This window comes from Nitrosopumilaceae archaeon (assembly GCA_035631875.1).
Lineage (GTDB): Archaea > Thermoproteota > Nitrososphaeria > Nitrososphaerales > Nitrosopumilaceae > TA-20.
This window is the reverse complement of the sequence record DASQHX010000011.1, coordinates 52,066-72,974: the sequence shown is the minus strand read 5'-3', so window position 1 is coordinate 72,974 and position 20,909 is coordinate 52,066. Positions and strand designations below refer to the sequence as shown.

General features: G+C 37.3%; 19 protein-coding genes and 2 tRNA genes. 7 read left to right on the top strand and 14 right to left on the bottom strand.

The features are described from left to right. Positions 1-4: 4 nt before the first annotated feature. The 5 genes from VEU72_07270 to VEU72_07250 all read right to left on the bottom strand — a co-directional run bounded on the left by VEU72_07270 (position 5) and on the right by VEU72_07250 (position 3,195). On the bottom strand, positions 5-469 hold the full coding sequence (locus tag VEU72_07270) for a universal stress protein (GenBank protein HYL66938.1): 465 nt from the start codon (positions 467-469) through the stop codon (positions 5-7). 35 nt (positions 470-504) lie between these two features. Next, positions 505-2,097, bottom strand: coding sequence for a hypothetical protein (locus VEU72_07265; GenBank protein ID HYL66937.1), 1,593 nt, complete (start codon positions 2,095-2,097; stop codon positions 505-507). A 181-nt stretch (positions 2,098-2,278) separates the two neighbouring features. Further along, a complete protein-coding gene (locus VEU72_07260) occupies positions 2,279-2,461 on the bottom strand; it encodes a C2H2-type zinc finger protein (protein HYL66936.1) in 183 nt (60 codons plus the stop codon). An 81-nt stretch (positions 2,462-2,542) separates the two neighbouring features. Continuing rightward, the gene (locus VEU72_07255) at positions 2,543-3,052 is read right to left on the bottom strand and encodes a tetratricopeptide repeat protein (protein HYL66935.1); all 510 of its coding nucleotides are present in this window, start codon (positions 3,050-3,052) and stop codon (positions 2,543-2,545) included. An 11-nt stretch (positions 3,053-3,063) separates the two neighbouring features. Further along, positions 3,064-3,195 carry a hypothetical protein gene (locus VEU72_07250; protein ID HYL66934.1) on the bottom strand — a complete coding sequence of 44 codons (132 nt, stop codon included), beginning with the start codon at positions 3,193-3,195 and terminating at the stop codon, positions 3,064-3,066. A gap of 204 nt (positions 3,196-3,399) precedes the next feature. On the opposite strand from VEU72_07250, the gene VEU72_07245 reads away from it, so the two are divergent. Together VEU72_07245 and VEU72_07240 are read left to right on the top strand one after the other, a co-directional pair. Continuing rightward, positions 3,400-4,518, top strand: coding sequence for an agmatinase family protein (locus VEU72_07245; protein ID HYL66933.1), 1,119 nt, complete (start codon positions 3,400-3,402; stop codon positions 4,516-4,518). Continuing rightward, positions 4,515-4,913, top strand: coding sequence for an urease subunit gamma (locus VEU72_07240; protein HYL66932.1), 399 nt, complete (start codon positions 4,515-4,517; stop codon positions 4,911-4,913). Before VEU72_07245 ends, VEU72_07240 begins: the two co-directional genes overlap by 4 nt. A gap of 277 nt (positions 4,914-5,190) precedes the next feature. On the opposite strand, the gene VEU72_07235 is transcribed toward VEU72_07240, so the two are convergent. Continuing rightward, positions 5,191-5,264: transfer RNA gene (locus tag VEU72_07235), tRNA-Val, on the bottom strand. An 89-nt stretch (positions 5,265-5,353) separates the two neighbouring features. On the opposite strand from VEU72_07235, the gene VEU72_07230 reads away from it, so the two are divergent. The 4 genes from VEU72_07230 (at position 5,354) to VEU72_07215 (ending at position 9,916) form a co-directional block, all read left to right on the top strand. Beyond that, positions 5,354-6,367, top strand: coding sequence for a glycosyltransferase (locus VEU72_07230; protein ID HYL66931.1), 1,014 nt, complete (start codon positions 5,354-5,356; stop codon positions 6,365-6,367). 300 nt (positions 6,368-6,667) lie between these two features. Next, complete coding sequence (locus VEU72_07225; protein ID HYL66930.1) at positions 6,668-8,083, top strand: aspartate kinase; 1,416 nt, start codon at positions 6,668-6,670, stop codon at positions 8,081-8,083. Positions 8,084-8,765: 682 nt separating this feature from the next. Further along, positions 8,766-9,680 (top strand): branched-chain amino acid transaminase, encoded by a 915-nt coding sequence (locus VEU72_07220; protein HYL66929.1) that lies wholly within the window; start codon positions 8,766-8,768, stop codon positions 9,678-9,680. 74 nt (positions 9,681-9,754) lie between these two features. Beyond that, positions 9,755-9,916 (top strand): hypothetical protein, encoded by a 162-nt coding sequence (locus tag VEU72_07215; GenBank protein HYL66928.1) that lies wholly within the window; start codon positions 9,755-9,757, stop codon positions 9,914-9,916. A 195-nt stretch (positions 9,917-10,111) separates the two neighbouring features. Here the strand turns inward: VEU72_07215 and VEU72_07210 are convergent. Together VEU72_07210 and VEU72_07205 are read right to left on the bottom strand one after the other, a co-directional pair. Then, positions 10,112-10,200: transfer RNA gene (locus tag VEU72_07210), tRNA-Lys, on the bottom strand. Positions 10,201-10,257: 57 nt separating this feature from the next. After that, on the bottom strand, positions 10,258-10,854 hold the full coding sequence (locus tag VEU72_07205) for an SRPBCC family protein (GenBank protein HYL66927.1): 597 nt from the start codon (positions 10,852-10,854) through the stop codon (positions 10,258-10,260). Positions 10,855-10,955: 101 nt separating this feature from the next. Between VEU72_07205 and VEU72_07200 the strand changes: the two genes are divergently transcribed. Beyond that, positions 10,956-11,513 (top strand): hypothetical protein, encoded by a 558-nt coding sequence (locus VEU72_07200; GenBank protein ID HYL66926.1) that lies wholly within the window; start codon positions 10,956-10,958, stop codon positions 11,511-11,513. Here VEU72_07200 and VEU72_07195 read toward each other — a convergent pair. The 6 genes from VEU72_07195 to VEU72_07170 all read right to left on the bottom strand — a co-directional run bounded on the left by VEU72_07195 (position 11,503) and on the right by VEU72_07170 (position 20,838). Then, positions 11,503-11,949: a COX15/CtaA family protein gene (locus tag VEU72_07195; GenBank protein HYL66925.1), complete on the bottom strand. Its 447-nt coding sequence runs from the start codon at positions 11,947-11,949 to the stop codon at positions 11,503-11,505. The two genes, VEU72_07200 and VEU72_07195, sit on opposite strands and share 11 nt — an antisense overlap. 2 nt (positions 11,950-11,951) lie before the next feature. After that, positions 11,952-12,935, bottom strand: a complete 984-nt coding sequence (locus VEU72_07190; protein HYL66924.1) for a cupredoxin domain-containing protein — start codon at positions 12,933-12,935, stop codon at positions 11,952-11,954. A gap of 1 nt (position 12,936) precedes the next feature. After that, positions 12,937-14,478 carry a cbb3-type cytochrome c oxidase subunit I gene (locus VEU72_07185; protein HYL66923.1) on the bottom strand — a complete coding sequence of 514 codons (1,542 nt, stop codon included), beginning with the start codon at positions 14,476-14,478 and terminating at the stop codon, positions 12,937-12,939. Positions 14,479-14,524: 46 nt separating this feature from the next. Beyond that, positions 14,525-14,950 carry a hypothetical protein gene (locus VEU72_07180; protein HYL66922.1) on the bottom strand — a complete coding sequence of 142 codons (426 nt, stop codon included), beginning with the start codon at positions 14,948-14,950 and terminating at the stop codon, positions 14,525-14,527. Further along, a complete protein-coding gene (locus VEU72_07175) occupies positions 14,951-15,223 on the bottom strand; it encodes a heme transporter CcmC (GenBank protein HYL66921.1) in 273 nt (90 codons plus the stop codon). A gap of 272 nt (positions 15,224-15,495) precedes the next feature. Next, positions 15,496-20,838 (bottom strand): hypothetical protein, encoded by a 5,343-nt coding sequence (locus tag VEU72_07170; protein ID HYL66920.1) that lies wholly within the window; start codon positions 20,836-20,838, stop codon positions 15,496-15,498. Between the last annotated feature and the right edge of the window lie 71 nt (positions 20,839-20,909).

Genomic DNA, 20,909 nt, shown 5'->3' with positions numbered 1-20,909 from the left:
TTAGTTATCTTACTGCCAATACAGGACAATGCGCATAGGCGATTACATCGTTAGCTACGCTACCCATGAGGAATTTTTCTATGCCTGTCATGCCTTTAGTTCCAATAACTATCAAATCTATTTTGTGATTCTTTGCGTAATCTAATATGATTTTTTTAATGGGAGAGCCTATCAGGACTTGTTGAGTTACTACAACTCCTTCGTTTTCTCCTGCCCGTACTACTTTATCAAGTAATTTTTCTGCATCCTTCTTCAAGGCTTCTTGGAATGCCTTCAGTTTTCCACCTCTGTAATAACCTAAGACATCAGCAGTTGCACCAAGTGAGGATTTACCAATTACATGAATCACTGTTATTTCAGATCCTAAAGATTTTGCCAGTGTTATTGCATATGCTGTTGCTTTATCTTTGTATCCAGATTTATCAATTGCCAATAATATTTTTTTTATTGCCGCATTTTTTTGTGACATTTTTTATTACAGCTCCATTTGAGTTCTAGTCACTCTCATACTGCTCCCCCATGACTTCCTCTGCCAACTTGTCTTGTGTCAATAGGGTTAACCCAATCTTTTACATCTGCACCAGTAACAACATCAGAATCATTTGGTATGAGATACACAACATCATGTCTGGGTGGATTCCTCTTTTGTGTTGCCAAACTCACTAGTATAAAGACTGGAAGTGAGATTAGTGGTGGAATCATTGTATCTAATCCAGCATATGCAGCCATTGGATCTGTAGGAGCCGCATTGGTTATTAGGAAAAATAAGATTAATCTTAACACCGAACCTACAACAATTGATGCCACAGCTCCAGCTGAGGTTGATTTTTTCCAGAATGTTCCAAAGACTAGAGGTATGAGACATCCTGCCAAGACAATATCAAAGGCAAGTATCAAGTAAACACCAGGTCTTGGAATTAGATAACCTAACGCAAATGCAGTAAAGAACATAGGGATAACGAAAAGTCTGGTGGACACCAGCAATTGTCTGTCAGTTAGTTTTTCTCTTTTCAAAAATCTTGTAACAATGTTACGTTGTAACATGTTTCTTGATAACACACTTGCAATTGCTAATGTTCCTCCGTTTGCTGTAGACATACCACAGCTTATCGTACTTACAAGCATCAAGATACCAATCACCGCGGGCATGTGCTTTATTGCTATAATTGGATAGAGAGTATATGGATCAGCTTTAACAACATTTGGTTCAACTGTTAGTCCAATTATTCCCATCATTGTAGTAGGAATAAGTATCAACAGAGTTAATCCTGCAGCCATATACGAACCCTTTTGAGCTGTTCGTCCACCATCTGCAGCAAATACACGTTCCATAAAGTCTAGTGCAACAATATCCCCTATACCTAATGATATTATGCCTGCCCAATTGACTAGGGCGCCATTACCAACATCATATAGACCAGACATGTCCATGAAGTTAGTAGGTACATTTGCTACAATGGTTTCCAATCCACCCGGAATAGGAGACCAAGGACCAATGAAATAGATAAAACCTGCCCAGAATCCAACCACTGCTAGATAGATGTGGAAGATATCAGTATATGCACATGAAAATAGTCCACCAAAATATGTATACAATAATACTACAGCTGTAGAAATCAACATAGCATAGATCAACGGTATACCTAAAACTACAGATAGAATGTAACCACTTGCACCAAGGTTTCCAGCTACAAGTACAATGAAACTTATTGACATCAAAGTGCCTGACATGACTTCGGTAACATTTCCATAACGCCTATAGTAGAAATCTGCCAGTGTAATCATATTCATTCGGTTGAATCTTTTTCCAAAGAAAGCACCTGTTAAGACAAGGCAAATTGCCAAACCAAGCGGTATAACTGCACCACCCCAGAATCCAAACGAAGCTGATAATGATACATTTCCAAGTGATGCATTCCCATCAACTGCTTCAGAAACCAACATTGTACCAATAAAAAATAAAGGCAAGCTCTTACCTGCAACAATGTAACGTTTACTACTTTTCTTGACAAATTTTACTGCAAGAACTCCTATGGCAGCAGTCGCAGCAACAAATGCCATAACTACAACGGGATAATAGAGAGGAATATCAGCCATGTTCCTTGTAATTAGTAACTATATATTATTAAATATGGCGGTTGGAGTTTTTTCAGATAGTTCGACTGTCGAAATTGATATACGAAATTCAAAAAAAGGTTAAGAAATTGTGTTTTTTTGTTGATTTGCTAATTTGTTCAACACACACAACATGAATAACTATAGAACCAAAAAAGGAAAATTATATTCTATGATCTCTTGCCATATGCATTCGAAATGAGGATTCATTTTCAAATGATTCATCACATGTTATACACAAATAGGTAGTTTTTTTATCATGCAAGTCTTGAGCATGTTTTAAAAGATCTTCTCTATCTTTGAAAATAGCACCACATGCTCCACAACCATATTTTGTGCCAAACATTCTCTTAATAGCAAGTTCTCAATTAATAAATTTCTTCATATAGTTAAGACAGACTCTTTATGTTAAGAGACTAGTAGATAATTAGTGCATTTTCTTTAGCTTTGAATAAAGGAATGGATCAAGCTTCCTTGCTGTATCAAAGGACTTTTGCCCCTCGTCAACTTTATTTAGCATTGTTAACGCTCTTCCCTTGTTATACCAAGCTTTTGCATATTTTTCATTGTTCTCTATTGCATGATCAAAACATTCTATTGCTTCTTCCAATCTTTTTAATTTAATCAATGTTAATCCTTTATTATGCCATGTAATAGGATTGGTAGAATCAATTGCAATTGCATGAGAAAAGGATTCTAAAGCCTCATCTGCTCTTCCCAATTTATCTAAGATCAAACCTTTATCACCCCACGCAAAATCGTTGGTTGGCAGCATCTGTATAGCTTTATCAAAATATTCCAAGGCTTCCTCTGGTCTATTACCATTTGCCAGATCTTCACCATACTTGACATAATCTGCAGAAGCTTCTTTTCTGCTATGCCTAAATTTGTACTCTGGAGAAGATAAATTATTTTTTTTTCTTAACCAGCTAAACATATTGAATAACTCTATGTATTCTCTGCTTTATGCAATTCATCTTCTTTTTTGTCCCCCTTAAGACCTATAGTTCCCATGAACAAAAAGAAACCACTTGCAGCCAGTATTGCTGCAAACATTGCATAAACACCTGTCAAATCCATTAGGACATTATTAATTCTAATGTATTTAAAATTTTATTACATCAAATTTTCAGACAAATTTTTTCTGAAATAGCACGTAGATTACGCAACATTTTCAATAATTCAAAAATCAAATACGAAAAAGTTCTACTGCAGAACCATTCAAAAACGTAGATTACTTAGACAAATTTAAGTAGATACTAATCTATTACTAAATCGATAAATATGGGAATGGAATTTTATGGAGATTCATACAAGGGTAATGACGAACCGATTTTTGTTGGTATACCAACGTTCTTGAAATTACCTTGGTTAAGAAGTAAAGCCGAGTTAGAAAAAGTACGACCTGATGTAGCAATAATAGGTGAACCTTTTGACTTTGGAACAACTATCAGACCAGGTGCTAGATATGGACCAAGAGCTATAAGAGCAGCTTCTACCGTACCATCTCCTCCATACGAACATTTCAACATCGAAACTGGCGTTGACCCATTTGGAGTTTTCAGGACAGTTGATTATGGAGATGTCAATATTTCACCAGGTGATGTAGTAGAATCCCATAGAAGAATGACTGACAAAGTCAAAGAAGTATTAGATGTTGATGGAATCCCAGTCATGCTTGGTGGTGATCACTCTATTACTTTTGCAAATGTACGAGCATTTGCAAAAAAATACAAAAACATAGGAATGATTCACATTGATACACATGCTGACTGTGCACCACAAGGTCTATGCGGTTTCAAGTATGACCATGGGGCTCACATTAGAAGAATAATGGAATTAGGATGTCTTAAAGGAAAGAATTACACACTAATTGGACCTCGTGGATATTGGCCTGGACCAGATCTATACAAGTGGATGGCAGATCAAGACTTTCAATGGTTTACCATGCTAGATGTAGAGGAATTAGGAATCGATAGGATTGCAAAAGAAGCGGCAGATAGGGCTAATGATAACGTAGATGCAGTATACATCAGCTGGGACATTGATACATTTGATCCAGCATATGCTCCAGGAACAGGAGAGCCTGAACCAAACGGCTTGACATCAAGAGAAGGGATGAGATTGATGAGGTTGCTTTCCACATCATTTGATCCAGACAAGTTTGCATTTGATCTTGTAGAAGTTGCACCAAACTATGATGTAAGTGATGGGAACTCTTACAATGGAGGAATTACATCAGGCTTGGCAAACAGATTGATTGTAGAACTTCTCGCAGGATTATCTCTTACTAAGAAAGGCCAAACTGAAGGCAAACCGATACGACCAAATGCATATCGTGGAAAAAATCATACTTATGACTTTGGAAACGGTCCAAAAGCAAAGATTCCAAAAAGAAATTGATTAAAATCGAGATGGTGGTAAAGGGAGAATCAGATCTTTCCTTTACGATATTGTTTGAATTCAGAAACGAAGATGATGCAATTTTTCACAATGTTGTAGAATTAGTTAAGGACAAACTTGCAAAAAATTTGAAACTAAACGTCAATGAAGCCTTGTTGGCATATTGTGCACACATAGTAAGTGAAATACGTTCAAACAAATCCGAGTCAGAAATAGTAAATAACTCATTAAAAATTTTAACAAGAGATAATGTTTTAATTGGAGTTCCAGAAACGTTAAGAGAAATTATATTTAATATCATTTTGGATAATTTTCCAAAAAAGACAATCAGATACATTGAACCGATTCCAACTGCAAATTACATAATGATAGATTCCGAAGCAAGTGGGAGTTAACCAGTTATGAAAAAAAAGAAAAATTGATGTGAATTTGAAGGAGATATACTGTCGTAACTGTAACAAATCATTTGGGAGATACAATGAAAAATACTTTAATGATAAATCTATTGAAAAAATGATAAAGGAGTATTGTTCGTTACATGTATTTTATGGACATGATATAATCATTAGAAAATTATCTGAGATGTTCACATAGATACCACAAACAAAAATCACTACTCCAAAAATGAAAAATTCAGTCATTTTTCGATGGGAATTCATACTGCATGAAGTATGGGTCCACAGGGATTCGAACCCTGGATCTTCGCCGTGTAAGGGCGACGTCATAACCGGCTGGACTATGAACCCAAGCAAATTCCAATTAGAAATGCATTTAAACTTTGAGAATTTTATATGAAAAGAAAAACGCAGAAATTATCACCAATTGAATTCAAAATATGAATAAGATAGTTTTCTTTTCAAGTCCAATAGGTCTTGGACATGCAACACGAGACATAGCTATTGCTCAATATCTTGATAAAAATTCTATAAAATTTATCAGTGGTGAAGGAGGATCAAAATTATTTTCAGAATATAGTTTTGATATAGAAGACTTGTATCATCCTCCTCCTTTTGCAGTCAATAATGGTAAATTACAAAATCCATTAAATTGGCTTTTTAAATATTATTCATATTACAAGGAATGTAAGGCTATATCATCAAATATAATAGAAAGGGAAAAACCAAATCTCATAGTTAGTGATGAGGATTTTGCATCACTCACAATAGGACAGGGAAAAAAACTAAGAACAATATTGATTACAGATATTTTAGAAACAAGATTTGTACGTGGAATTGGATCTTTAATTGAAAAAAAGATGAATCGTTCAATGAAAGAGATAATTCAAAAATGTGATCTTGTAATTTTACCTGAAAATGGTCCTAATGAAGATAACATTGTAAGAGTTGGACCAATAGTAAGAAGCATTATACGGACAAGGGAGGAATTAAGAAAGAAATTTTTGTTCAATAAAAAAACAATTGTTGTAAGTATAGGAGGAACAAATGCAGGTAAATTTTTAATTGATGCAGTAATTGATGTCTTTGAAAAAATAAAATTAGATGCAGAACTTGTCATTGTTTCTGGACCGTCATTAAAAATTTATAATGATAAGATACGAAATCTCGGTTTTGTAAATAATTTACATGAAATCATTTATGCTGCAGATTTGATAATTTCTCTTGCAGGCAAATCAACAATTGATGAATCTAAACATTATGGAACCCCAGGTATTTTCATACCAATAAAGGGACATTTTGAACAAGAAGAAAATGCAAAGGAAGTAGGTTTTTCTTTTGATGATCTTTCCCTTTTAGAGTCTTTGATTCCAGAAAAAATTAATGAAAAAAGGATTCAAATAAATTTTGATGGTGCTCAAAAAGCTGCAAACCTGATCAAAAAGATATTATGATTTTAATTGTTTTGTTGAAAATTAATGCAGCCAGTTATTTCCTTACATAATGATTCATTATGCACTAAACCTATCTCCGGAACATATTGCAGAATATGATTTGTATTTTTGTCTTTGAATAGTTCACCTTGTATAAGGTCACTCAATTGAATTCATCCTCAAAATTTATCACAAATGACATAATATACTAGTCTAAATTCCAGATTTAAGGAATGCGTATAATTTATCTGAATTCAATCACATTTGAGTTCATAGTTTACCCAAACTTTATACACGGATTTTGAGAGCTGTAATTAAGTTTTGAAAAATCTAGTAATTGCAAAGTTTGGTGGAAGTGCGATAGGAATTGATGGTAAACAAATACCTCTTATCATAAAGCGCATTAATGAATTGAAAAAAGATTCCAAAGTAATTGCTGTCTTTTCTGCTCCTTTAACTGAACATGACAATAAACAAAGATCCCTTACAGACATTGCTTTAAAAATCGGTCAAAAAGCAGAAGAAGGAAATCTAGTAAACATAGAGGAATTAAAAAAACCATATCAGAAAATATTAGAATTTGTAGACAAGAAATACCAAGAAGATTGTAAAAAAATAATTGGTTCCTTGTTGGAAAAATCATCAAATGCATTGAATATAGCTATACAAAAAAAAGAATTTGCATATGAAACAAGATCCAGAGTTCTTGCATATTCTGGAGAGATACTCATGTCACATGTAATGAATTATGTTCTAAAAAGTTCAGGAATTAAATCAGATGTAATAGAATTTGAGACGTGGCCAATCATAACTGACAAAAATATAGAGTCAGCAAACTTTCTGGTTGCAGAATCTTCTCAAAATGTAAATGCCATAGAAGCACTACTAGAAAAAAATGATGTACTATCTATTGGAGGATTCATTGGAAAAACTATTGATGGATTAGAAACTACCTATGAAAGAGGAGGTTCAGACAGAACTGCTGCAGATCTTGGCATATTATTTAGTAAAAAATATCATACTAAAATTGATTTTGAAAAGGATAGTGCGGTTCTTTCTGCCGATCCAAGAATTGTAAAAGAAGAATTAGAAGGCATTGGACAACTTTCGTATAATGAAGCTAGAATTGCAGGTATGTTTGGAATGAAAATCCTGGATCCAATTGCGATAAAAGAGATTGTGGAAAATGGTGTAGATATGCCAATAATAATAACTGATATGAATAAACCTGAAAAACTTACTACTATTGAGAGAAATCCTAGCAAAAAAAATGGTCATCCTCTTAAGATAGTTACAGGGAAAAAGAACTGTGCAATATTACGAATAGAAAGTGTTTCTGCACAAAGTTTGTTTGAGTCCCTTGAAAAGGACAAGAGGTATAATGAATTTGTAATTTTATCTCCCTATACAAAAGATGGTATAGAATTTACTAGAGTACTGTTTCTTGATGCAGATTATGTAAAACGAAATGAGAGATACATTCTCGCGTTTGATTCGTTAGCTTCAATTACTTACAATAGAGGCGTTATTACTTTGATAGGAGATGAGATGTGGCGTGTACAACAGATTGCATCCAAAGCTAGCTCTAAGATAGGTGAAGCTGGTTTAAACATACTAAACATGGATGCTCAAGAAGAGACTTCACGAATTATAATAGTAATAGAGGATACTGGAGATAACATAGAAAAAGCTATTCGTACAGTACATAATGAAAGATCAAAAATCAAGTTTGTATAGAGACAAAAATTGAAGGTTACTTCTTTCTTTTTCTACGTACAGCATGCTGGTCTGCAATTCTCATATGCTTACCTGTTTTTCTTTTAACCATACTGAAACAAATGAAATGACACTAGTTAATTCTTGCTTTTAGTAATTTAATGCAGGAATAATTACTGGATTTATTTTATTTTGAAAACAACTGATATTTAGCTTAAGCAGTTGACCCCTACAAGCCTATACCTATAGAAGTCAAAGTGGGTTTATTCTTGGGCCTCGTATCTAGAATCAGCCCGGCGTTACCCAAAACACGCGCTATCGTATATACACATCAGCAATATTTAGACCTGATCTATATAGATCCATTAGTATTACTAGTAATAATCCACAAGATGAGAGCCACTGCAATCAGGACACATATCACTTCCAGTTATATTTTTATTCAAGAAAACATTTTTTGAGGTTAATTCTCGTCCTTTGCTATAGATAAACAAATTTTTCTCATCTCAAATCCATTTCCAATTAGGCATACACCAGAAGAGATACCACAACAAAGAGAGAATTGAGTTCATAGGAATAAAATCTCAGACTTAAATTTAAAGAAATTAGGCTTCAATTATAAAATTAAAACAGTGATTTCAAATATTGTCTAGTACTAAATTCTAATTAATTCTTTAAATTACCAGACTCCGTGTCATTTTCTATGAAAGAACAAGGAAAAATTTGGATGAATGGTAAGCTTGTACCATTCAAGGATGCCAAAATACATGTTCTTACCCATGCATTACATTATTCAACAGCAGTCTTTGAAGGAATTAGATGCTATAACACACCAAAAGGTTCTATGATATTTCGATTACCAGAACATGTTGATAGATTATTCAAATCAGCAAAAATGTATTCTATGAAATTACCATATTCAAAAAATGAAATCTCTAAAGCAATAATAGAAACAGTAAAGGCAAGTAAGTTAAAAGAATGTTACATCAGACCCATTGCTTATTATGGTTATGGAGTACTTGGTTTAACTCCGACTCCAAATAAGATTGATCTTGCTATTGCATGTTGGGAATGGAAACTTGGTGAATCAAGTGCAGGAAAAGTACATGGGGCAAGATGTAAAGTTTCAAGTTGGTTAAGAATAGATTCTAGATCCCAACCTATGCAAGCAAAAGCTGCCTCGAACTATGCAAATGCTGCACTTGCCAGAGTAGAAGCGCTAAAAGATGGCTATGATGAAGCTATAATGTTAAATTATAATGGCAAAATCTCAGAAGGAAGTGCAGAAAATATTTTCCTTGTAAATAATGGCGAAATATTTACTCCTCCGCTAAGTGCTGGCATATTAAATGGTATAACGAGAGACAGTGTCATCAAAATAGCTAGTGCTGATGAGATTTCAATAACAGAAACTAATATCGATAGAGAGGATCTCTATGTTGCTGATGAAGTATTTATGACTGGAACAGCCGCAGAGGTAAAATCGGTAACAGAAATTGACAACATAACAATCGGAGACGGGAAACCTGGTAAGATAACACGAAAGCTTCAAAATGCCTTTTTGAGTGTAGCCATGGGAAAAGCTAAAAGATTCTCAAAATGGCTAACTCCAATTTGAGACGCAAGTGATACAAAATCATATCTGAAAGATTCAATTACAACAACACAGACATTTCAGATATGGTATTATCAATGGTTGATCAACACAAACCAAAATGTTATCTTTGTAACGAAACTTTTGAAAATATTGAAGAATTAAGAAAACATCAAGAGGTAACACATAAAGAATTTATCGAATATCACAAAAATAGCCACGAACATTCTCCTGCTCCAGGCGATGTAGCTGTATTTTGATTTGAGAGATTCTTATGGAAACAAATTCTCAAAATGATCCTACAAAAATTTGTTGGTTTTGTAAAAAGGGACGACATGATGAATGTATGAAAGATATTCCCATAGATGCAAGGTCAGATGGTCCTCATGATTGTACTTTTGATACAAAATTGGTAAACTGTCAATGTATGCATTAGAATATTTTTTCTAAATTAGCGGGTCTAGTGGGATTTGAACCCACGACATAGGGATTTCTCTGAAAGAGCATAAGAGTCCCTCGCTCTACCTGGCTGAGCCATAGACCCGCAAAATAGGAAACACAAAGTTCGTTATTTAAACTTGAGTTGAAATAAAATTAATTTTTAGTTTTTAACTGTCTCAATTTGAGAGTATTTTTCTAATATTTTAGTCAAGACGGTAGAAACTGGTGCGTTGTTCATTTTTGCTTTTTCCTCTAAAAGTTTTCTATACGCATCAAGTGTAATGTACACTGGAATTGAACCATTCCCTTCCAAGAGTCCTCTAACTTTGTAGAGAGCAGTTTCCATTCCCTTTTCTGCTGTCTTTGCAAATTTAATTTTGTTTAAAATGCTGCCCAGTGGGCCTAATGGCATTTCATAATTTACTGTCATGGTAAGTTTAGTTAGGTTATCTTCCAGTGATTTGAATTCAACTGCAATGTCCCATTTTTTGAAAGGACCTTTGATCATTTTAGCTGCAATTTTTTGTTCTGGTATGAATTCTGTTGTTTCACAATCCCATTCCAGTCTTTTACCATCAAAATCACCTATTACTCTAAAGGTAGTTCCTACACCCATACCTGCCTTAACATCCATGGGTACCACAGTCATTCCCACTCTCTCTTCAAATTGGTCAGAGATGTGTTCTGGTCTTGCAAAATAGGTAAAGACGTTAGAGACTTTGGATTTGATATCGATTGTTTTACTAACAGTAGTCATCATTCCCCGTTCTTGTCAGACTGGATTTAAAGCTTTTGCTAATTTTCAATGATCTAATCACCCTTGTAATAATATATTAAAGAAAACCGTATAACAAAACGATGCGAAAATCTGGTTGTCTTTTATTATTACTTTTTTTAGGTGTTCTGATAATTCCTGCAATTCAGAGTGCAAGTGCACACTCTGAATTCAATTCTAATGACGAGACAATTGGAAATTATGAGGTACAAGTTGCGACCATACCTGAAATCCCAGCTGCAAATGAACCATTCAAACTTGAATTTAGAGTTTTAAATTATGCACAATCTACTAACTATCTTAATTCGTTTAATACACAAAATAGTGAAGTCGACCATTTTAGAATGGGAGTAAGAATTTTCTATAATGATAAATTAATTGATACAATACCTCCTCAAAGTCATGACAGTGGTCAATGGGATACCACCTATACTTTTCACGAACCGGGAAACCATGTAGTTGAAGTGGATCTATACGATGCTGGAAAAAATGGTGAAACGTATACTTACCAATTTAACATATCAGCCGTAAACATCTTTGGACCAATCTTTTTGTATGTAATTTCTGCAGGCGGTTTGAGTGCTTTTGTACTAATTATCTGGGCAGTAATTACAAAGCGAAAAATGAAAACTAAACCTTAGTTTGTATTGTGGAAGATCTAGTTAATCTAAATGCAAATAATGTAGTAAGAAGAGTCATTGCAAATAACAAAATTCCTGCACCATTATGTATTGCTACAATTACAGCATGTAGTTTAGTATCAATCACTATTGCTCCAAGTGTAATTTGAGCAACAGCAAGAACTCCAGCCAAAGTTCCAGTAATTCTTATTTTTGTATTAGAGCCTGCTACTTTCCAGCTTCCTATAGCGGTTGCTACAATTAGTATTCCTGTTGTTGCTGCAACCAATCTATGTATCCACTCTGTCAAATATTCTGCAGACGGAAGAATTCCACTTGGACATAATGGCCATTCTGGACAAGAAAGACCTTGTCCACTTGCTTGTAGGTATCCTCCAATAAACATGAGCGAGTATAAAATTACAAGAGAAGCAAGTGCTAGATATTTAAAATGCATAATTACTGCACAATAAACTTGCCATTCATTCCCAAGTCAGCATGACCTGGCACAGTACAAATGTAATGATACGTACCTGGTGCACCTGCAACAAAAGTAACATCACCAGTCTCATGTGGTTTCATTGGATTGTCTGGAGTCTTATAGGCAGCATTCCATACAACAGAACTTGGATCTTCTGGATCTGTAACTACACCAAATGCATGAAATGATGTACTGTCATTTTTGATATGAATTGTGACAGTGTCGCCAGATTTTACAGTGATATCTGGATTGTGTCCTGGTTGTCCAGTAAGTGCATTAAATGCATAATCCTTAAAATCAGCACTCATAACAAAACTCAAAGAAAATTCTACCTTGTTACCAGTTGGTGCAACTGCTGCTCCAGATGCTGCAGAGCTTGATTCTTTTCCTCCTCCTTCTTTTACTAATATTTTTCCTTCCATTCCTAATTCACGATGTCCTGGAACTGCACAGATGTAATAATATTCTCCTGCCTTTGCTGGAACAAATGTAACTTTTCCTTCTGCACCTGGTTTCATTGGATTATCAGCAGTACCGATGGTAGTGCCATCAATAGCTGGCCCAGGTCCTGATTCAGAATCTGTAACTGCAAATGCATGAAATGATTTGCCTCCGTTTGTGATATCAAAAACTATCTTATCACCTACATTGGCATCTACTTCAGGATTAGCTCCCGTCTGCCCAACAGGCGCATTAAATCCATAATTCTTAAAGTCAGGAGATTCTACAAATTTTAGAGAAACATCTACTTCTTTTCCAGTTGCAGTTCCTTGTGCTCCAGCTTTAGCTTCGCCTTGTTCTTGTAGTTTCCCTGCAATGGGAAGATAAGAGTTCCAGAAATCATAATGCGTAAAAAATATCAAACCGCCAACAATCTGAATTCCAATAATAATTGCAAGCATCTTACCCATTCTTCTAGGGGATGTCCTAAGTGTTGGTGCGTCGTGTTCTGTGTGACTCATATCAATATCCTACGTGATGTGGCGTTTTTGCCTGATATGGATAGTAGTACTTTCCACCCAATCCAAATGGATCGTCCATATTAGCTTCCTTGCCCTTTGCAGCATAGTAAATTAGCTGAGCTATGAAAATTACAAAGCTAGCGCCTAAAAGCCATGCACCAATTGTTGCTATCTGGTTTCCTTGTGTCCATGATGTGAAATCTGCTGGATAATCATAAATTCTTCTTGGCATTCCCTCTAATCCCAAAATATGCTGTGTGAAGAAGAGTTGTACTGTTCCCCACATCATCAAGATGAATTGTACACTTGCCCATTTTTCACTGTACATTCTACCTGTGATTAGTGGGAACATGTAGTACATCATTGCGACAAATCCAAATGCAATTGTACCTGTTAGGAACAAGTGCATGTGACCGACTACCCAATATGTTCCATGTGTGATAAAGTCAAGTGGCATTGCAGTGTTAAGAACACCACCTGCTCCTGCAGAGAAGAATAATGCAATTCCACCTACGGCAAATTTCATTGGTGCAGCAAATCTAATTCTGCCACCCCACATTGTTGCCAAAAAGTTAAAGACGTGCATTCCTGATGCTGGCACTGCAGCTAGTGTTCCAATCATGAATACAGTTTTTGTTGTAAAGTCCATTCCAGTTGAATACATGTGATGACCCCATGATGCAAATCCAATCATACCAAGCAATACAAATGCAAAGACACCAGACCCCGTACTGAAGAGTGGTTTTCTTGAAAATCTTGGAATAAGTTCATACATCATACCAATTGCAGGCAACAAAAATATGTAGACTTCGGGATGGAATGTAAACCAGAATAAATGCAAATATGCTATTGGATCTCCACCCACTGACGGATTGAAAAATCCTGAAACTCCTAATCTGTCTGTAAGCAGCATGACAAGTGCGGCTGCAAATGTTGGCATGGCAACTAGTGTCATAAGGGACACTGTCAACATTGACCATGCAAACAATGGTACTTTTCGTAGAGGCAAGTCAGGGTGCTTGCACTTTAGAATTGTAACAACAAAATTAATCGATGATAGAATTGAAGAAACACCCAAAATCTTTAATCCAAATATCCACATGTCTGCTGCCGGACCTGGCGCTCTTATGACTGAATAGGGGGCATATGCCATCCATGTAACATCAGCAAATCCAAGCCAGATGAGTGCACCGCCAACTGGATTCATCCAAAATGCAACCGCATTTAATTTTGGATATGCCATGTCTTTGTATCTTACCATTATTGGCACAAGATAGTTTCCTACTCCTGCAGCAAACGGTAGTGCAAACAAAAACAACATCGTAGTGCCATGAACAGTAAATATTCTGTTAAATGTAACAGAGTCAGAAATTAAAACGCCTTGTCCAGGCCAGAATAGGTGAGTTCTAATGATCAGTGCCAAGACACCGCCCATTATCAAAAATGCAAGGCCTGTTACGATATAGAGATAACCTACATCAGTGTGATGAGTTGAAAACATTATCTGCCAAACAGGTCGTGGTTTTTGTAGCTCTAGTACCATGTAGTTTCCTCTTTATTTTTGGATAAAGTTAATAAAATGTTTTTGCTCAAGTCTTGCTATCCTCCACAACAAGTGAACCTCTCATGTTGTAATGTAACAATCCACAATATTCTCTGCACTGTATAGGAAAGGTTCCAGTTTGATCTGGTGAAAACCATGCATGATTAACTCTTCCAGGAACTGCGTCTTGAAACACAACCCAATCAGGAATATTAAAAGAGTGCATTACATCCTTTGAATAAATTTCAAATTTGTAAGCATGACCTTTTATGAGATGAAGTGTGCTGACTTCTTTTGTTCCATCTGCATGTTCAAAGCTCCAGAACCATTGCTGACCTGTCACCTTGATTGTTTCTGCATCTGCGGGAACATCTTCTAAAAGTTTTTCAATATTCCAAGAATCCACACCAACATAAACTAGAATTGCAATTACTATTCCAACAAAAACCCATTCTGATGTATCGTGACTCATCTAATGACCACCTGCATGATCTCCAGATGTTGGATCATCCAAATGCTCCCATTTGGTTCTATAATCTTTATTTTTGGGATGTGATTCTCTAAATCTCCAACACAGCCAGATCATAGTTCCTGAAACCACAGCACCAACGGTAAAGGCAGCTGTTGTCATTCTGAAAAAGAGATTCCAAACTTCAGCTCTGATATTGACATATTGTTTTTCTGAAACTTGTCCTCCTAGGGCAGCATTAGCAAAATGAATTTGTGGTATGATGACAAGAGCCACTAAACAAACGACTGAAATTGCAATGAAACTCTTCATTTATCAATTTGACGTGGTTTTAATTTTCTATTTAAGGGTTTTGAAGATTTTCAGAGATCTAGCAAGTTTCTATATAATTTAAGGTGATGATTTTATTTTATTACAAATCAAAGTATCAGTAAAATTGAATTTTTGACAGCAATTTTCCATGCGTAAAAACCAGTTTCTTATTTATCTATAACTTTCGTTAGGAGTTTTCAAAAAAAGGAAAAAAGGGAAAGTTAGAAGTTTCTTGTCTATGCTACAGTTATTGTAGTTGATAGTGGTGGCGACAGTGCGTTTGGATTATCAATGCTCTGCCATACAAAGATTTGAGCTGTGTATGTGCCAGATGCAGTTGGTGTCCACGACTGTGCTGGGTTCAAAGATTGACCGCCAGTTAACGTGCCTGTGATCCAAGATAGTGAGACTGTAACTCCGTTAGCATCCTGTATTTGCACTAGATATGCAAATGGCTGATCTCTGTCTTGGCCGTTAGTCAAATCTGCAGTTACCTGGATTTGCTGGTTGACCTTGACTGATGTCAATGCATTGCCAAACGAGTCAACGATTCTTGGGTTAGATGCCGGTGCTCTTTCGAGTGGTGGCACTACTGTTCCAATGAATGTTGTCGATGTCAATCTTAACTGATCAGCTGGTGTGTATGGAGCGGGCAGTGTTCTGTCCTTGTATTCGCCAGTGACTGTGTCACCTTCTGCTACGTGTAATCTGTTACCTGAAGACTGGAAGTTCGTTGTAAAGTACACTGTACCTTGGAAGATTCCAGTTGCTTCTCCTGTCTCTGTCATGGTAAGTTTGATACCACCAGAGTCAGAGTCAGACCATACGTTAGTGTCGAATTTGTCTACTGCCTTTGGATTAAGGTTCATGTCTGGATCTACTATTTGTAATACTCCTTGACCGTTAGCTGGATAGCTTGCTTCAAGCCACTTTATTTCACCAATGTTCCATCGGATTAGGGCTGAGCCAGTTACTGTTTGATCTCTTGTGAACTCAAACGATACTGATACACCGTCGCTGTCCTCAGATGGCAAGAAGCCGTCTGTTGGACCAACACCGGATGGACCGGCGCCTGTTGGCTCGGTACCAGCACCATCGACACCTCCAGGAGATTTCAAGGTTGCGCTACCAGTTAAGATAACATAACCTGTGAATATACCTGTGTCAACTCCAGACTCTACCAATTTGTATGGTGAGATGGAGTTTCCTCTTGTTGATACAGTGACTTTGTTCAAGTCATTGTTACCAATGGTGTCAATTAAGTTTGGATCAAAGTTGTGATCTGGTGCGACTACTGTGATGTAAACTCTGTCAGTCCATGTGTATACCTTCTGGTCAAGTTCAACAGTTGCTCCAAAGTTGGAAGTGTAAATAGTCAGTTGAATATCCTGATTATTCTTGCCTACCGTCTTGGAACCTGCTGGACCCCAGTCAGTATATTCTAGGTGGATCTGTTCTCCTCTCTCAAGTAATGTACCTGTACCAGTTCCTAACTGTTTTGGTATCTTGATTACTGATTGGAAGATTCCAGTGTCCTTACCTGTTTCTACAAAGGTTGAAGGTTTAGCGTCAAAGTTAGCCTGATTAGCTCCGAGTGGACCCATTGTACCCTTGAATGCATGTGAATCCCATTCTACGAGATCCAGTGGTGCAGACTCGGATTGTTGTGAGTCCAAGTTCAAGTCTGGTTCAACCAAGGTTAGGATCATGTCCGAACCAATGATGTAGACAGACTTGTCGGATTGTAATACACCGTTTCTAAGATCAAATGTTGCTGAGTCAGTTACTATTTGCTGATGGCCTGATGCATCGTTTGTGTCGTTATAGTAGACGGTTAGTACGTCTCCTTGTCTGACACAATAGTGCGTACCAGCTGCTGGTGCTAGATCAAACCTGTCTGTTACGACAGAGCCTGTAGCATATGTTCCGTTAGCTCCTTGGAAGTTAGATGGAGATGGACAGTCGTTTGCGGCTGGACCATCTGTGAATCTAATTGGCAAGTCTGCTTGGAATATTCCAGAAGCTGGATCAATCTCGGTCATTGGACCAAGATCTCTTGCATTAGCTGCATCAGCACCTGTTGGGGCCGTTGGACTAGCTGGTGCTGTCTTGATAACAGCATGAGCGGTAATCACGTTCGGGCCTCCAGCAAATGCTAATAATGATGATGAACTTTGTCTGCTAATCACAGCCCATACTGGACCGTGCACTGTATCAGTACCTCTTGCGATACCAGTTGCAATGTGATCAGTACCTGCTGCTGATATGTTAAAGTCTTGATCATTGACTCTGATGTGCACAATTGTGTCACCATTGTTCAATGTGTTAGACGATGTCAAACCGCCGCCGGTAGTATCACGATGTAATGGGAATACGCCGTTCATACTGGTTACAGAACTAGCAGGGATGTTAAAGTCATTCAATACAGATGCTGACGTCGCAATAGAACCAAATGGTACTGGATATACAGATTTATCTAATGTGATAGAACCTGTGTTTCCTCTAACACCAGCGTTGTCGCTTACCTCAACTTTCTTGCCTGATGCATCTCTAAAGTCAACATAGTTGACCTTAAGGTTCAGACCTACTGATGAGATTGCGGTTGAAACTGATGTTGCTGTTGGGTTGGAGTTGTCACAAAGTTGATCTGGAATCTCAAAGGTACCAGTGAAGATACCTGTTGATGGACCAGTCTCAACTAGTGTAAAGCCAGTGTCAGCTAATCCAAGGTTGAATCCCTGTGGAGTTGCCAAGTTGGCGCCAAAGCACCCAGTGTTTGACCATCTAGCATCTTGTTGACCAAATTGGATATCTAATAGACGTCCAAATGCTGTCTTACCATCAGAGTAGAAGCCAAGACCTGCTTTACCGACTGTGTCGGCTGCTGGATCAACACCAGCAGCTGCAATTGATTTTGCACCTACTGTTGTAAATGGCGAAGCTACTGTGGTATAGATATCAACAAGATCATTGTTGACGTTCAAATCTGCATCGTTTAGTGTTATAGTGACTGTGTCTGCAATCTTGTATGTCTTGCTATCAAATGATACAACACCGGTATGTGTTGGAATATCTTGCTGTGCTGAGAGGATCGTGAATTGACCATCAGCTCCCAGGTCCTCATATGTGGCCTGTGGTGCGCGAGATTCCGAACCGAGCATATCTTGAATTGCTGCAAAGTAAACCTCATGGTTGATTACTCTCAATGCAGAGTAGGTGTTTGGATCAAAGATGTTTAGCTGGTTGAGCATGACAAACTCTGTCGTACCTGTAAAGGTAGAAGTGTTGTCGCCTGTCTCTTGAAGCTCCCATCTGTAGATGGCATTGTTGATCCTTTGTTGGGCAGTAGTGCCGTCACCTGTGATTCCAATTGAGAAGAAGTCTGCTGCAATTGGTTTTACTGTTGTATCAAGTGTTACCGGACCGGTAAAGTTGAAGAACAGACCAACTGATGCAGATTTCGCGATGTTGTGGAAGAGGTTAAGAGTGATTTGTGTACCGTTAGCTACTTTTCCTGGTGTGAATTTAGATCCATGTACATCTCCTGCTAGCGCGGCTGTACCGTTCAAGTTTATGAAGTCTTGAAGGTTAGTCGAGTTTGCAATTGATGTTAACTTGAATCCTACACCACTTCCAACTACGTGACCTGTTGAAGTCAGAATTCCGCCACCTGCTGGATTTGTAATCAAGTAGATGCCGATGTTACCGACTCCTCCTGTGGCATTTGTGCCAAGGGATCGTAGGTCGTAGTTGATAAAGTTGAATCCTCTGAACTTTTGGGTATCATTTGCAAGGTCGTCATTAACTGTGCTTAACAGTTGAGTGACTGTCTTGCCTGAATCTATGATAATACCACCAGTTCTGGATATTGTGAAAGTGCTATTAGTTGAACCAGTTGTTGGTCCTACCAGTGCAATATGCTCGATATTTACTGTATCGGCATTAGTTGTAGTAGTTGTTGTGTTTGAGGTATGACCAGTTGCTAATGTTCCTACAAGTACAGATTGGCCATGTATTGCACTCTGTGCAAAGCCGGTTGCATTTCTGATAAAGGTTACAATATCATTTGTTGCACCGTTTGCAATTGAGAATGGAGTTCCAATTGTCATTGTTGGTAAACCACCTGTTGTGGATTGATAGTTTGTTGGTCTGAACAAGTCTCTATGCTCTGTAATCTTTGAGTTTAGGTTTGCATCAGAATCAACCAGTGTGATTGGGATCTTTTGTCCAGATGCCCATGTTCCATTGGTTGCTGTTTCTGTTAATGTTGCAAATCCAAAGCCACCCACTATACTTGTAGATTGATCATTGTATCTTATAGTAGCAGATTGGCCTCTGATTGCCAGAGTGTTTGATGTTACTAGATCTGATTTTTTACCACCGTCCCAAGTTACAAAGGAACCGGTATTGACACCACCTGACTCGATAAAGGTAACTGGTGCAGAGTTTAGTCCAATTGAACTAGTTCTAACTGCATTGGTTTGACCTCTTTGAGTTCCGATTAGTTTTTCTTTACCGTTTCCTTGGAAGTCAACTACGTTGACGCCTTGAGCTGCTGGGTTTAGTGTAAATTTGCCGTTGTGGTCGAACATGAAGTTCGTAAGGTTGCCGATTAAGTTCTGCATACCTTTTGTACCATCAGCGTCAGCTGCACCGTTCCTGTTGAATGCCATATAGTACAATGTACTGTTTGTGGCATTTGCACCCCATGTCCAAGAGTCTTCTTCTGTTGGGTCGACGTTAAGTTGTGGATCATTTAATGTAATAAAGACTTGTGAGTTTGCTGGATATGCTGTTCTGTCTATTGAGCTTGTTACTAGACTTTGTGGAATTCTATCAAATGTCAATGTAGAGATTTGATCTCCACCTGCTTTTTGATAATCAACTGTTACAGTTGCTGGGAAACCAGAAAAGTCATAGAGTTGAATTACTGGCCAAGCTGATTCGAATGCAGTTGATGCAGAAGAAATTTGACCAGCTTTGTTACCTGGAGCTTGTGTGTTAAGAGTTTTGTTTTCTCTTATTACATGGTTAGACAGCTGACCGCCTGTGACAGCAGTACATACTGTACCTACAGTAGCACCTGGACTTTGTGTTCCGTTTGATGCACCAGAACCTGTTGTTCTTGCAATTGCGATACCTTTCGTTTCCGAATAGTCCACGCCAGTTGCGGTTACAGCAGATCCTAATGAACAAAAGCCACCAAAGTCTAAGCCTTTACCTTTTGCGCCAGAAGTAGAGTCAGCAATTTGAGCTTCTTTGCTATCTGCAAAGTAAGCATACCAGTTACCATCTGTTGCCTGTGCCATTCTCAGTTTCTTACCGTTGACAGTTACAGTAGGTTCACCATAAGCCTGATCTAATCTCTGAATATCAGGATCAGATATGACTACTTGGATTACCTGTGGACCTGCAAAGTAATTGTTGAACTGTGAATTTTCGGCAGAGACAAACAAGTTTGCATTTGTTGAAGCATGTGCTTGTGGCAATGCGTTTGGCATTGCAAAAGCAGCGGTGCTTGTAAGAAGTATTGTTAATAGTGATAGACTAGTTATTTTACGTAATGTTTCGTTGTACATAGTTATTGTAATTTTTGCTTGAAACTAGATATATAAGTATAATGGACAATTTGTTCATTATCTGTGATCTT